We start from the raw sequence: 13,315 nt of genomic DNA on the forward strand, positions 1-13,315 counted from the left end.
GAATCCTAAGCGTTATTGCCAAATGGTATTGAGTTGTTCTGCGAATCGGGTAATGCCGTAAAACTGTACTTCAAAGTGATCCATCATAATTCCGAGATACACGATCAGTAAAACACTCGCGATGGCACTTTTTATTGGCATGGCAAGGAAAAAAACATTCAATTGCGGTGCAAAACGACTGATAAGCGCCAGACCAAACTCAGCAAGAAACATTGCCAACACTAGTGGAGCGGACATCAACACACCAAGCCACATAAGCTGTTCAAATTGCGCGTAGAAGAAGCTCACCCATGCGTCGCTAACGGTTGGGAAAAAGTCCACGATCGGCCAAGATGTATAGCTTTTGAATAACGCATAGATAAAAGTGACAAAGCCCCCGCCAGAGAAGAACAGGGTAATCAACGTTTGGGTCAGTAATACCGCTGTTGGTGTGGATTGTGAGCCTAGCGTTGGGTTAAACATACTTGCCATGGCAGCCCCACGTTGGTTGTCGACCAGAAAACCGGCCGCTTCTATCGCCCAAAAAGGGATAGCAGCAACAAACCCTATCAATAGCCCAATTAATATCTCCTTACCCAAAATCATTATCAGCCAAATGCCGTCGGTTTCTGCGGGCAAGCTTTGCTGATTAATCATCGGAAATATAAACAGTGCGAGTGAGCAAAGCACACCATTTCTCACCATGGTGCCGCCTAACATTTGCTTGCTCAAAATAGGCAAAAAGATGAAGCATGCCATTAACCGAGGTAACGTCAGGCTGTACAAAAATAAAGCCTGGTGTAAGTCGTGATAACTCATCGTATTTGAGGAATTTTATCCATAGCAAGCGAGGCGAAGGCGTGGAGCTCTGCCCCTAGCCATTGCGTTGTGACGAACAGCGTAATAATGACCGCGATAAGCTTGACCACAAAGCCTAACGTTTGTTCTTGGACCTGAGTTAACGCCTGAATAAGCGACACCAATGTACCAACCAATGCTGCGACTAAAATCGGCGGTAATGACAAGTACAACACTAGGGTTAATGCTTGAGTCGTGAAATGAATGATTTCAGCAGAATGCATACTTTCTCCGTGATTAACCGTAACTCAACACTAAGCCGTGGGTGAGCTTTGTCCAGCCGTCAAGCAAGACAAAAAGCAACAATTTGAAGGGGAGGGAAATCGTCATTGGCGATACCATCATCATCCCCATCGCGAGTAGGATATTCGACACAATTAGGTCAATAGCGATGAACGGTAAGTACAACAGAAAGCCAATTTCAAAAGCGCGAGTAAGCTCGCTGACGGTAAATGCGGGCAGTAAGAGCAATAAGCTGTCCGACTCTAAACGGTCTACGTACTTCTGTGGCCACAATGTGCGTGCAGCATCAGTGAAGAATATGACTTCGGTTTCCCGAATATGCTTTTTCAAAAATTCTCGATAAGGCTGTAAACCGCTTTCAATGAGGCCTTCTACACTTGCAGAATCTTCAAGGGAGATATCATGCTGCTTTACGTAGTCGTAGGTTTCAAACCCGACGGGAGCCATGATGAAAATTGACAGAATGATAGCCAATCCGTAAAGCGCCATATTCGGCGGAATTTGCTGTACACCGAGAGCGTTACGCAGCAGTGAGAATACAACGGCGAGTTTCACAAATGACGTCGCCATCATGGCGATAAATGGGATCAGTGCCAGCAGTGCTAAGCTGACAATGAGATTGAGCTCGTCGGGTAACTGGATCATGCTGGCTCCTGCGTGCCACCGAACAGCTCCAGTACGCGCACACCTAAATGTTCGTTAACATTAACCAGTTCACACTCACCAATGATTTTGCCGTTGGCACGCAATGTTACCGGCTTAGATACAGGCTGGTTTAGCTCGAATACGTACCCTGGCTGAAGCTGGTTAAGCTGCTCTAGCGTGATGGTTTGATGGCCGATATCAAACGTGAGTTCCACAGGCAGTTGCTGGTGGTCGGTTAACATTTCTGAAGTGTTTACGTCATTCATATTGGTTTCTTTTTCAATAATGTGAAGAGTTTGGTCATCTAACTGGCAGCGCCAGAGATTCTGGTTAGATACTTGAAAAATGGCTTGTTGCTTGGCGATGTAACCATCGTCAAAAAAGATGACATCTCCCAGCTCGAGCGAATTAAATTCGCTTAACGTCAAATGGGTCCTTCCAAGACTTAACCACACAGGTAAAGCGAGGTGTCGAGCTTGTAGAGCAGCGCTGTTTGGTAGCGCATCCAACAACACGTCTGATCCTTCGCTAACCCACAAACAAAGAGAGCCGTTAGGCTTATTGAGCGTTAACATTAAAGTATGCTCTTGGGCCTGGCTCGCCTCTAACGGCTGTAGTTGACTAAGAATGGGTAACTGACCAAATAGCGCTTTGATTGCCTCACTATGCGGTTCTATCTGTGAGCTCAAAAGTGCTAACTGGAGGGAGTTAGGCAGGGACTCAAACGCAGTAGCATTTAAGGTCGATTTCAGCCAATGTTGGAGCTGCGCACGAGAAAAGTCTACTTGTAGGGTTTGCCCTCCAATCAACGTGGTTAAACGGAACCCTTCAAATGAAGGGATTTGAGCAACAGTAATCGATACGCTCTGACCATCAGTCCCTTGGAAGTGGCACTGTTTTGCACAAAGTTGATTGCTGAGCGCGATACTTTCTGCATCCACTTTGGGTATTATTAACGGTGTCATAGGTCATTCTCCGCTTGCCATTCTTCATACACGCTGCGTTGTTGGCGTGAGTGTTGTTGTTCATGTTGTTGTTGATCGAGCTGTTGAGTTTGTTCGCTGATCGCTAAGCGAAGTGGCTGCTCACCACCGAATCGGTTTAGCCGTTCAGCAAGATCTTGTCTAGCTTGCTGGCTAATAATGGAAAGGGCATGCTCTTGTCGAATCGTCACGCTATACCCTTGAGCGTCCAACTTGATGTGGATTTCGCCACCTTTTAATTGTCCTTCACTTAGAAACAGCCGAACCTCTTTGTTGTCCGATGCGGTTGGCAGAGCAACATAGATTTTATCCACCAATTGCTGGAGTAATTGGTTTACGTCTCGCGTTGGGCTTGGTTGAGCCTGCGAAGCAACACTTTTTAGGATGACATCGCCTTGTGTTACCGCACTTGCAAGGGGTTGAGAAGGCACTTTTTCTTCATCCGTTTTAACGGCGACTAGTGCGCTTTTCGTCACGATTTTTTCAAGAGGCTTAGTTTCAGGCAGGCCACCAGTTTGGTCTGATCGTTTGCCTGTATTCTGTAGCGGCGGAGTTGCACGCTTATTGTGCGTTTTTTCAGTTTGCCTTTTCGTTAAGCCAACAATGTTAATCCCATCTTGAGCGAGCTCTGTCGCTGTCGCATTTTGGGGGAGCAAGCCAGATTCAAGCGTAGAGAGATACTCCGGCGAGGTATGTTTATCCATCGGCGTCGGTTTATCATCTTTCAAATGAGCTTGAAAGTGAGGATCAACACGCTCGGTAGAAGGGGAGCTTAGAACTGTGTCGCCATCGCTTTTTCCATCATTTTTAAGCAATTTATTGTTTTCGCTAATTATTTCTTCGCTATTTGCTGCGTCGTCTTGCGGTTTCTCTATATCTCTCTTAGTGACGACGTCACTTTTACCTTTTAAAGTGGAGGTGTTTTTGTCAGCGTTGGCTTCTTGGTTCGATGAGTTAGGTTTCTTATCTAGACCTTGAGATGTCTTATGCCTTAGCGGTATGTCTTCTTCGCCAGTATGATTCTTTTGGGGATTCGCAACGATAGACTCCTTTCCCTTGCTAGGCTTCTTCGTCATTGCATGCTCGAATTGTGATTGAAGCTCGGCCTCCTTCTCGAGAGGCGCTTGTTCTGGCGTTGATTTGTGCAGCGTATTCGATGCTTCAGTTGTTGGGGTAATGCGCATAGTGAACCTTTAGATAATGTCGACAGTGCGAAACTCTTCCTGTTCGAGTTCTTCTTGGTATTGCCTTTCTCGCGATTTTTCCGCGACTTCTTGTTGCTGCAACTGAACGAATTTTTCTTTGGTTTTATGGGCTTGTCGCGCCTCTTTTTGCTTTTCTTTAAGTGCCGAGCGTTCGATTTCAAGCGCTTTTTTTGACTCGGCCACACGCTGTTTAAGTTCGGCTTCTCTCTCTCTTAACAACGCGATTTCTTGTCTTAATGTTTCCAGCTCTTTGAGAACGAGCGTTTGTTGTTTTGCTTTAGCAAAACGTCGCTCTTCTTCTTCCTGGCGCCAAACGTGATAGTCCGCGACAGAACGTTCGGCCTTTTGAACCTGTGCTGTGGCGTTTGACACGCGGTATTCTTGACGCTTGACGGCTTTATCCGCACGGTCAGCGCGAATTTTTTTGATTTCTAATAAGCGTTCTATCATTGTTTCACCATCCCTTTAAGTTGAGCGATAGCGCCATCAAGATCGCTTGGTTCATGAGTGCCTTGGCGTAAAAAGGCGCGTATATCATCACTTTGTGCTATGGCCATATCCGCTCGGCTATCTGCACCATGTTGGTATTCGCCAATTTTGATTAGCAGTTCAACTTCTTCATACTTAGCTAACATTTCGCGAATATGAGCAGCAGACGCCTGATGATCGGATTCAACGATTTGATTCATCACTCGGCTTGCTGACCGAAGTACATCAATCGCAGGGTAGTGGTTCATTGCCGCAAGTTTACGCGAGAGAATAATGTGCCCGTCTAAAATTGAGCGAGTTTCATCCGCGACAGGCTCTGTCATGTCGTCACCTTCCACCAACACGGTGTACAGTGCTGTAATTGATCCTTTGTCTGATTGTCCAGCTCGTTCCATCAGCTTTGGCAAAGCGGCAAAAACGGAAGGCGGATAGCCACGTCGTGTTGGTGGCTCGCCTGCGGCTAGTCCAATCTCCCTCTGTGCGCGGGCGAAACGCGTTACAGAATCCATCAGCAGTAGCACGCGTTTACCTTGGTCACGAAAATATTCTGCGATAGAAGTGGCAACAAAAGCGGCTTTGGCGCGCTCCATTGCTGGGCGATCAGAGGTAGCGACCACTAAAACCGATTTGGCCATTCCTTCTTCGCCTAGGTCATGCTCAATAAACTCGCGCACTTCGCGTCCGCGTTCACCAATTAAGGCGAGAACGGTCACGTCAACTTCTGCGGAGCGAATCAGTTTTGCCAGTAGGGTACTTTTACCCCCGCCAGCCGCTGCAAAAATACCCATGCGCTGACCTTCACCACAGGTCAGTAGCCCATCAATGGATCGAACGCCAAGAGAGATTGGCTTTTCAATTAGTTTACGTTGCATTGGTGGTGGCGCATCGCGATAAACAGGATACCAAGCACTTGGTTCCTGACTCTGCGTACCATCGAAAGGACGTCCAAGCCCGTCAAGCGTTGTACCTAACAGGTGGTCGCCAACACCCACTTCGTGCATTTTGCCCATTGGGCTTACTTCTGTATTTGAGGAAATCCCAAACATATTTCCTAACGGGGTGAGCAAAGCGTGATGCTGCTGGAAGCCAACCACTTCCGCTAACAAAGACAGAGTTTGATCGGGATTGCGCAACTCACACAGTTCACCTACACGAACGCCAGGGACGACAGCTTTGATAATGGTGCCGGTGACTTGTGTAACGCGCCCGCGAATTTGGATCAAACGCGTGTGTTTAATCGCAGATTGTTGGATATCAGTGATGTATGAGAAATCGTTCAAGGTAAAAATATGCGCAATGATTGATGCTGAGAGGATAGAAAGTATAAGAATCAATTTATAGTGAATATCAGTCGGGAGTTTTTAGAAAACTGAAAGCGCACTAAAAAAACACGTCTGATTTTGACAGCTTCAACAAAGCGCACTTTCTATAATTCGCCTGTATTGTGCGGAAGGAGTGCAAGTGAATGAGTATTATCAACAATCATATCGCAACAAATCCAAAGTTTGATGCGTCTATCCAAAACGGGTTGGAATCGTCTCGCCCCGACGTTTCACAAAAAGGCAATTATCGCGGTGAAACCGTCCGTGTTCACAATGCTACACAATCACTTTTTGATGCGATGGAAGAACTCACTTCACTCGGTTCCGAAAAAGCAGAGAAAGATCTGACTAAGCGCAAAGTGAAAGACAGTGGTGTTCGAGTTAATGAAGCACATGAACTCGTTTCGGACTATTTAAGAAAAGTCCCTGATCTTGAAAAGAATCAAAAAATCAAAGATTTGGCTACAAAAATGGCGGGAGGAAATATCTCGACCATCGCGCAATTACAAGCCTACTTGAATGGGTTTTCCGACGAGAAAAGCCATCAATACCTCGCGCTAAAAGCCGTTAAAAAGTTTTTGAGTGCGAGTCCAGAAAGTAAACACCTACTAGCGCTGATTGACCAAGCACTTCTAAGAATCGAGCAAAACCCAGATACATGGTCTCAAATTGATACGGAAATCCGTGTCTCAAATTTTGCTGATGAATATAGCCAAGAGCAAGAGTTTAGCTCTTTGCATCAGCTGCGCGGCTTCTACCGCGATACCGTTCATAGTTATCAAGGGCTCGGCGCTGCTTATCAAGATGTGGTGGCGCGCTTTGGTGAGCAGGAGGTATCGACCGCTGTTGACTTTATGCTGCAAGGCATGAGTGCAGATCTTAGTGTTCAAGGTAGCAGTATCGATTCGGTTAAGTTGCAGTGGTTGATGTCCGATATGCAAAAACTCAAAACTCTAAATACGTTGCAAGATCGTGTGAGTCAGTTGTTCCAAATGTTTAAACCGGAAAGGACGAATTATGGCTTATCAAGTTTCTAATTTGATGGCTGATGTGATTGCGTTGGTAGAGCAGCGATGGGTAAGCAGTGATGAGATATGGAAAGTCGCCAACGCAATGGAATTGACGGCGGTAGAACAAAAAATCGATTTTTTTCGAGAGTTCCATAAGTTAGTTCGCGCAATCCCAATTGACGTATTCGCCGATGAAGAACAACGACAGAATTTAATCCAAGCGGTACAAAAGGCGCTAGACGAAGCCATTGATATAGAAGAAGAGGAAGCGTGGGAAGATGAGTTGGATTGATGCATCCGTCGATGAATTTTGCCGAGGAATGGGGCTCGATGCCGTCGATTTCTCATCAGCTGGACGGGTGCAGCTGGATTTTGAGCAAAGTGGTACGCTGCATATTGAGCGACAGGGTGAGCAGTTATTCTTGATGTTGTCTCGAGCGTTATCTTGGCATCAAACCAGTGACATTATTCAAAGTGCACTGTGTTTGTGTCATGCCGATCAAGGCTGGCCTTTCGAAATTAAAACCGGCTTGTTAGATGAACAAACTCTGGTTTTTTCAGCAAGGCTAAAAGGAGAAGAAGTAACACTTCCGACCTTAGAGCAAGCGTTTACGCTTTTGGCTCGTCTACATAACGATGTGGCAGGCTCATGACTCGAGTCAGCACTTTAAACGTAGGCATCGAAGCCTTTACGCATGTTACTCATAGTGAAGTTAAGGCCGATTTCCCAGAGCGATTTCAATTGCTTCCTGATGGTCAGGCGGTCGCTACACATTTAGAGAAGCTCTATGATCTCAGGCCTTCAGACCAATATCTCATCGCGTTAACTAAGCCCAAGCTGCTGCACTCAGAGTTGTTGCGTCCAGAAAAATACCGTCAACAATTTGATGAAACGTTAGCTCAGCTGCAAGTTCTTGCACAGGATTCAGGCTCCGCTTCTTTTATCAAAGCATCTGAAACGCTACAAAGTACGCAACTAGATCAGCGTTACCTCACTATGGCGCTCAATCTCCTTATTCAGGTCTAACCAACATGTTGAGATCCAAAGACATTGAACTCTTACTTGTTCACGCTGCGCTACAAGTTCAATACCAAAAGCCAGAGCATGCCATTTCTATTCTCGATGCGGTTCTAGAAATAGAACCGCAGCACAAAGAGGCGATGCAAACACTTGCTGTGGCGTGTTTACAAAGTGGTCGATATACCCGGGCGATTGAGGTGTGTGAGCACTTATTAAAATCTGACCTTCATCCTGACTCGGCAGGACTCTGGTTTTGTTTAAGCCAAGCGCGTTGGAAACAAAATGACGTCGATGGGGCACGCCAAGCGCACCGACGCTATCTGCAATCTTTAAATAGTGAATCACATGAATAAGTTGATCGATATTCTAAACAAAGTAGGGCAACGCAAAGACATCATGCTTGCGGTGATGTTACTCGCGATCGTCTTTATGATGATATTGCCACTTCCTACCGCACTGGTGGATGTGCTGATTGGCACCAACATGAGCATTGCGGTGGTGCTGCTTATGTTAGCGATTTACATCACCACGCCACTTGAGTTCTCTGCATTTCCTGCGGTGCTATTGATCACGACATTGTTTCGTCTGTCTTTATCTATCACGACAACCCGCTTGATCTTGCTACAAGGCGATGCTGGTCAAATCGTTTATACATTCGGTAACTTCGTTGTGGGCGGTAACTTAGTGGTCGGTATCGTTGTGTTCCTGATCATTACCATTGTTCAGTTTATGGTGATCACCAAAGGCTCAGAAAGGGTAGCAGAAGTTAGTGCGCGCTTCTCACTCGATGCGATGCCTGGTAAGCAGATGAGTATTGACGGTGACATGCGTGCCGGAGTAATTGACGTACACGAAGCTAGGCACCGACGATCACTGATTGAAAAAGAAAGCCAAATGTATGGCTCGATGGATGGCGCGATGAAGTTCGTTAAAGGCGACTCCATTGCGGGTCTGGTCATCATTGTGGTCAACATCTTAGGTGGCGTCACGATCGGGGTAACGCAAAAAGGCATGAGTGCTTCTGAAGCACTTGAATTGTTTGCGATTTTGACCGTTGGCGATGGTTTGGTATCGCAGATCCCGGCACTCTTTATCGCGATTACCGCCGGTATTATCGTGACGCGTGTTTCTCATGAAGATTCTTCTGATCTTGGGTCGGACATTGGTGGGCAGGTCATTGCTCAGCCACGTGCGCTTCTTATTGGTGGTGTGCTTTTGGTGCTGTTCGCACTCATCCCTGGGTTTCCAAAAATCACTTTTCTGGTCTTGGCCGCCGTGGTTGGTGGTGGTGGTTTCTTCCTTTTCTATCAACAGAAAAAACAAGCTGAATCAGATAGCACCGACTTATCAAGCTTTGTTTCGCAAGGGGCCGGTTCGCCAGCAGCGAAGCCAAACAAACCCACTCCATCTAGAAACAGTAAAGGCAAATTAGGTGAGCAAGAAGAGTTTGCCATGACGGTCCCACTCTTGATCGATCTTGACGCGAGCCTTCAGGAAAGCTTGGAAGCGGTCGCATTAAATGAAGAGCTAGCAAGGGTTAGACGCGCACTATATCTCGACCTAGGCGTGCCTTTCCCAGGCATCCACCTGCGCTTTAACGAGGGGATGCAAAATGGCGAGTACTTAATTCAGTTACAAGAAGTCCCGGTTGCACGAGGACGAATTGTTAAAGATCAACTCTTGGTGACAGAAGGGAATGAACAGATCGATTTATTAGGCGTGCCTTATGAGCAAGATGAAGATTTTCTACCCGGCATTTCTAGCATTTGGGTGGCACAGAGTTATGAGCAAAAACTCGTAGCCAGTCATGTCGGTTTTCTCACACCCGACAGGATTTTAACGTACCACTTGTCTCATGTTCTTAAGGAGTACGCACAAGACTTTATTGGTATTCAGGAGACGCGTTATCTGTTGGAGCAGATGGAAGGCAGTTATTCGGAGCTAGTCAAAGAGGCCCAGCGTATTGTTCCGTTGCAAAAAATGACGGAAATCTTGCAACGCTTGGTTTCTGAAGACATTTCTATCCGAAACCTTCGCGTGATCTTGGAAGCGATGGTTGAGTGGGGCCAAAAAGAGAAAGATGTTGTACAGCTGACGGAGTACATTCGTTCCAGCTTAAAACGTTACATTTGCTACAAATACGCGAGCGGACAAAACATGTTGCCCGCTTACTTATTGGATCAAAGTCTCGAAGACACAATACGCAGCGGTATTCGTCAAACCTCAGCAGGGAGTTACTTGGCGTTAGACCCGTCAGTAACGCAACAATTTGTCAGTGATGTGAAACAGACCATTGGTGACTTAAGCCGCATGCCGAATAAACCTGTGCTAGTTGTGTCTATGGATGTACGCCGATATGTGCGAAAGCTTATTGAATCGGAATACTACGATCTGCCCGTTTTGTCATTTCAAGAACTAACCCAGCAAATCAATATTCAGCCACTTGGAAGGGTGGGGATGTAATGAAAACAAAACTAATACTCTCGCTGGCGCAAGCGGGGACCGAAGTGACGCCATACTTTTGGCAACAAAGTGAAATTCAACTTGGTTATCGAATTGAAGTTGAAGGCTTAGAGCTCGTTTTTCGGGTGGAGGACGGTGAAATCATCATCGTTCTTCTGAAACGCATTCGTCCAAAATTGGGGTTGAGTAACCCCTTTGCCGGCTTATTTCTCTTGGCTGAACATGCCATTCAACTTTATCCCTCCGATTGGGTCATTCGCGGCAACGTCGATGTGTTACGTGGTAGCAACATGAGCAGCCAGCGATTGGCACAGTTCTATCTAAAAGCATGCGGTGCAAGCCATGATGAGCTAGACGGCTGGTACTGTTTACGCCTAGCAGATTATAGACCTTTGAAAAAGTTGAAAAAGTAAAAACTCACGACTGTTACTGACAGCACCGATGAGATGACCCGCTTTAAGATAGGAATCAAGATGAAGCAACCGTTTACCGATGCGATTGAGAACGCTGAGCTTGCCATTAGAAAAGCTGAAGACAGAACCGATATTTTTAACGAGCTATTGGAAGGCTTAGGTGTTGGTCCTGTTGCGGGGGATGTTTTACTTGGAGGCATAAAAGCGCCAGTAGATACCATGAAACGTGCAGAGCAAGAGCTAATAGACGAAGTCCAGCGCCGCCGGCAACAACAAAATCAGCTACAAGGTACGTCAGGTAAACGCAGAAAGCGTCCCACAGTGATGCGCGGCATGATGATTTAGAGGTTTGGAAATGACGAATATGAAAACGACTGGCTCTACGACAGGAGCAACAGACACAGCTGCGAGTAGTGCACCATTACCCACTTTCCAACAAAACTTGATAGAGGCATTTACCCCTGTACTGGGTGAAGCAGAGACTCAGCAACTTGCCTCGATAATCTCTTCATTGCCAACTATCTCGGGACAAACGGAATCACAAAGCATCGCGCTTTATGTTGATACGCTTGAAAACCTAAAAGCGAAAAATAACGCGTTTGCTGGTATATCATTGACCGACACCGCATCTGTTTGGCTAAAGTCGCTACAAAGTGCTAACTCAGATGGTGAATTAACCGCAGCCGAGTTTAATGCTCAAACAAACCAAACGCTATCAAATCAGTTTCAGGCTTGGTTTAGTAAGTTACTGACGGAAAACGTAGATAGCTCGTTATCTACTGAGTTTGTTAGTCAATTTAATCTGGGCACTCAGAGTAACCAAGCGGAGCAGATCGCCAACCTCTCCGAGACAGGTCTGGCTAACGCCACCAAAGAAATTTCTCTTTTTGTTGCAGAGCTTGCTAATCAAATGGGCTCCCGTGAAGTGAGAGATGCTTCTATTTCTTTTCTTCGCAATGCCTTTAGTAGCTTAGGTTCCGTTAATCTCGCGCAACTGAAGAGCTCGGATTTTCTGTTGACTAAAGAGAGTTTCGCTCTTCAAGTCTCAGCTCAATTAAAAAGTAGTTTTCAAGGCATTGGTATTACTTTAAGCACCGATGACGCAAGTGCGCTAGCTAGCAGAATTACCTGGACTCCTGGTATTTCTAAACAGCAGCTTAAAGAAGCGTTAGATGAAATGGCCGCTCAAGTGAAAGGCCAATATAGTGCAGCTTATGGTGAGGCGACTGGAACGAACAATCTAAAAGCAGCACTTAACACTGTTATTGGTGGAACTGAGCCTTTGACCCTTTCTAGCTTGTTCGCCAACTTCGCGGTGAGTTTAACAAATATAGAAATCGACGACTTTTACCAGGACAGCGCGATAGCCGATGTCCAAAAGACACAAATAACGGCAGCTCAAGTTAATTTGATCAAAGAAAACACCGAACGAGATATCCGATTACAGTTTGAAAAAATAGTAAAAGGTGAATCTACCGGGGCTTCATTTACTGAGCGATACGAGGCATTGCGCAAGAACTTAGGAGCATTGAAAGGGCGTCTACTCAATATCACCGATAAAGAGAAAGCGGATCGCGAGGTGAGAGCAGAGCACTCTCTAACGGCTCGTGATTTGTTGGCCGTTGTTGAGTCCAGCATTGGAGACCGTTTTGATGAGCAAGTGCTGCTTGCGCTAAATGAGCGTCGTGTTAACCGTTTAGAGAAACGTAATGACCAGAAAGAGGCATTAGAGGATCTCACAATACAGCTTAAAGTTTTTGGTGTTGTGCAATCAAAAATTCACTCTACGCAAAGTGTTGATGGGGTTTATAAACCGGGATATCCAGAAAGTAACTTCAAAGCGAGTGACTTTAACTACAGTAATCAAACGGATTTTGAAGCTTCACCTGAGTACAAGTATTTGACGGATAATAAGATAACAAACCATCGAGACTTCCTTCAAACACAAGGTATTACTATCGGTGATGGTGCGTCGTACCAAGACGAAGAGAAGTCGAAAAAACTGTCTAATTTTTCTAGTTCTGTCAGTGCTAAATCCAAGTTGCTTAACGATGAAGTGCAAATCAAAACCACTGAGCTGAACGACACCAGTTCTCAATACAACTCGACCGTTGAAGCGATGAACAAGTTTGTTCAGAAGTACCACAGTATTTTACAAGAAATCCTACGAGCCATTTAAGGATAACCAACCATGACTAAAACAAACGCGACCGATCCATCCCAAATGCAAGCAGAAGAGCTGCTGTCTTTTCTGGAAGAGGGAGGCACGCTAAAAATGTTGCACGATGTGTCTCAGGACACCATCGAACACATTTATGCCGTAGGTTACAACTTTTTCCAATCGGGAAAGATTGAGCAAGCAGCGAAAGTATTTCAATTACTCAGCATGCTTGATCATTATCAGGCGCGATTTTTCATTGGCCTTGGCGCGGCTCGTCAGGAGTTGGGTGAGTATCTGCAGGCAATAGACGCCTACAGCTACGCAGCGCTAGTGGACGTAAATGATCCACGCCCACCTTTTCACTCTGCTGAATGTCACCTGAAACTGGAACAACTGACAGAAGCAGAGAGTGGGTTTTACAGCGCGAAGGAGATGTCTGCCGGAAAATCACAATATGCAGATTTGCATGAGCGTGCAGGCATCATGTTAGAAGCGGTGAGAAATAAAAAGGAGTAATTAGACT

At 45.9% G+C, this 13,315-nt stretch carries 17 protein-coding genes; 10 read left to right on the plus strand and 7 right to left on the minus strand.

All coding sequences use genetic code 11. The features are described 5' to 3' along the window. Nucleotides 1-12 precede the first annotated feature (12 nt). Genes sctT through vscN form a run of 7 tightly spaced genes read right to left on the minus strand, consistent with a single transcriptional unit; the run spans nucleotide 13 to nucleotide 5,682 of the window. On the minus strand, nucleotides 13-798 hold the full coding sequence (gene sctT, locus R8N28_RS11575; RefSeq protein ID WP_065274575.1) for a type III secretion system export apparatus subunit SctT: 786 nt from the start codon (nucleotides 796-798) through the stop codon (nucleotides 13-15). Further along, nucleotides 795-1,061: a SctS family type III secretion system export apparatus subunit VscS gene (vscS, locus tag R8N28_RS11580; protein ID WP_005377227.1), complete on the minus strand. Its 267-nt coding sequence runs from the start codon at nucleotides 1,059-1,061 to the stop codon at nucleotides 795-797. Before vscS ends, sctT begins: the two co-directional genes overlap by 4 nt. A gap of 13 nt (nucleotides 1,062-1,074) precedes the next feature. Beyond that, the gene (vscR, locus tag R8N28_RS11585; RefSeq protein ID WP_042523782.1) at nucleotides 1,075-1,725 is read right to left on the minus strand and encodes a SctR family type III secretion system export apparatus subunit VscR; all 651 of its coding nucleotides are present in this window, start codon (nucleotides 1,723-1,725) and stop codon (nucleotides 1,075-1,077) included. Next, nucleotides 1,722-2,690 carry a SctQ family type III secretion system cytoplasmic ring protein VscQ gene (gene vscQ / locus R8N28_RS11590; protein WP_025768125.1) on the minus strand — a complete coding sequence of 323 codons (969 nt, stop codon included), beginning with the start codon at nucleotides 2,688-2,690 and terminating at the stop codon, nucleotides 1,722-1,724. The genes vscR and vscQ overlap by 4 nt, the downstream gene beginning before the upstream one ends. Continuing rightward, a complete protein-coding gene (locus tag R8N28_RS11595) occupies nucleotides 2,687-3,892 on the minus strand; it encodes a type III secretion system needle length determinant (RefSeq protein WP_065274574.1) in 1,206 nt (401 codons plus the stop codon). Before R8N28_RS11595 ends, vscQ begins: the two co-directional genes overlap by 4 nt. 9 nt (nucleotides 3,893-3,901) lie before the next feature. Beyond that, nucleotides 3,902-4,363 carry a type III secretion protein gene (locus R8N28_RS11600; RefSeq protein ID WP_065274573.1) on the minus strand — a complete coding sequence of 154 codons (462 nt, stop codon included), beginning with the start codon at nucleotides 4,361-4,363 and terminating at the stop codon, nucleotides 3,902-3,904. After that, nucleotides 4,360-5,682, minus strand: coding sequence for a SctN family type III secretion system ATPase VscN (gene vscN, locus R8N28_RS11605; protein ID WP_065274572.1), 1,323 nt, complete (start codon nucleotides 5,680-5,682; stop codon nucleotides 4,360-4,362). Before vscN ends, R8N28_RS11600 begins: the two co-directional genes overlap by 4 nt. A gap of 185 nt (nucleotides 5,683-5,867) precedes the next feature. Between vscN and sctW the strand changes: the two genes are divergently transcribed. From sctW to vcrH, 10 genes are read left to right on the plus strand one after another with little or no spacing between them, the layout of a single operon-like run. Next, complete coding sequence (gene sctW, locus R8N28_RS11610) at nucleotides 5,868-6,761, plus strand: type III secretion system gatekeeper subunit SctW (protein WP_065274571.1); 894 nt, start codon at nucleotides 5,868-5,870, stop codon at nucleotides 6,759-6,761. Next, complete coding sequence (locus tag R8N28_RS11615; protein WP_005377239.1) at nucleotides 6,742-7,026, plus strand: TyeA family type III secretion system gatekeeper subunit; 285 nt, start codon at nucleotides 6,742-6,744, stop codon at nucleotides 7,024-7,026. The genes sctW and R8N28_RS11615 overlap by 20 nt, the downstream gene beginning before the upstream one ends. Next, nucleotides 7,013-7,387, plus strand: coding sequence for a type III secretion chaperone SycN (gene sycN / locus R8N28_RS11620; RefSeq protein WP_005377240.1), 375 nt, complete (start codon nucleotides 7,013-7,015; stop codon nucleotides 7,385-7,387). Before R8N28_RS11615 ends, sycN begins: the two co-directional genes overlap by 14 nt. Further along, entirely contained in the window at nucleotides 7,384-7,761 is a 378-nt protein-coding gene (gene vscX, locus R8N28_RS11625; RefSeq protein WP_005377246.1) for a type III secretion system protein VscX, read from the plus strand. Before sycN ends, vscX begins: the two co-directional genes overlap by 4 nt. 5 nt (nucleotides 7,762-7,766) lie before the next feature. Beyond that, a complete protein-coding gene (vscY, locus tag R8N28_RS11630; protein WP_005377248.1) occupies nucleotides 7,767-8,108 on the plus strand; it encodes a type III secretion system chaperone VscY in 342 nt (113 codons plus the stop codon). After that, entirely contained in the window at nucleotides 8,092-10,218 is a 2,127-nt protein-coding gene (gene vcrD / locus R8N28_RS11635; protein ID WP_086026689.1) for a SctV family type III secretion system export apparatus subunit VcrD, read from the plus strand. Before vscY ends, vcrD begins: the two co-directional genes overlap by 17 nt. Next, on the plus strand, nucleotides 10,218-10,631 hold the full coding sequence (locus R8N28_RS11640) for an LcrR family type III secretion system chaperone (RefSeq protein ID WP_017634542.1): 414 nt from the start codon (nucleotides 10,218-10,220) through the stop codon (nucleotides 10,629-10,631). The genes vcrD and R8N28_RS11640 overlap by 1 nt, the downstream gene beginning before the upstream one ends. Nucleotides 10,632-10,691: 60 nt before the next feature. Next, nucleotides 10,692-10,976: an LcrG family type III secretion system chaperone gene (locus R8N28_RS11645; RefSeq protein WP_005395092.1), complete on the plus strand. Its 285-nt coding sequence runs from the start codon at nucleotides 10,692-10,694 to the stop codon at nucleotides 10,974-10,976. Nucleotides 10,977-10,986: 10 nt separating this feature from the next. Further along, nucleotides 10,987-12,810 (plus strand): virulence-associated V antigen, encoded by a 1,824-nt coding sequence (locus R8N28_RS11650; protein WP_025998613.1) that lies wholly within the window; start codon nucleotides 10,987-10,989, stop codon nucleotides 12,808-12,810. Between the two features lie 12 nt (nucleotides 12,811-12,822). Continuing rightward, a complete protein-coding gene (vcrH, locus tag R8N28_RS11655; RefSeq protein WP_005377258.1) occupies nucleotides 12,823-13,308 on the plus strand; it encodes a SycD/LcrH family type III secretion system chaperone VcrH in 486 nt (161 codons plus the stop codon). The last annotated feature ends 7 nt before the right edge of the window (nucleotides 13,309-13,315 follow it).

Source organism: Vibrio sp. Vb1554, from assembly GCF_033344235.1.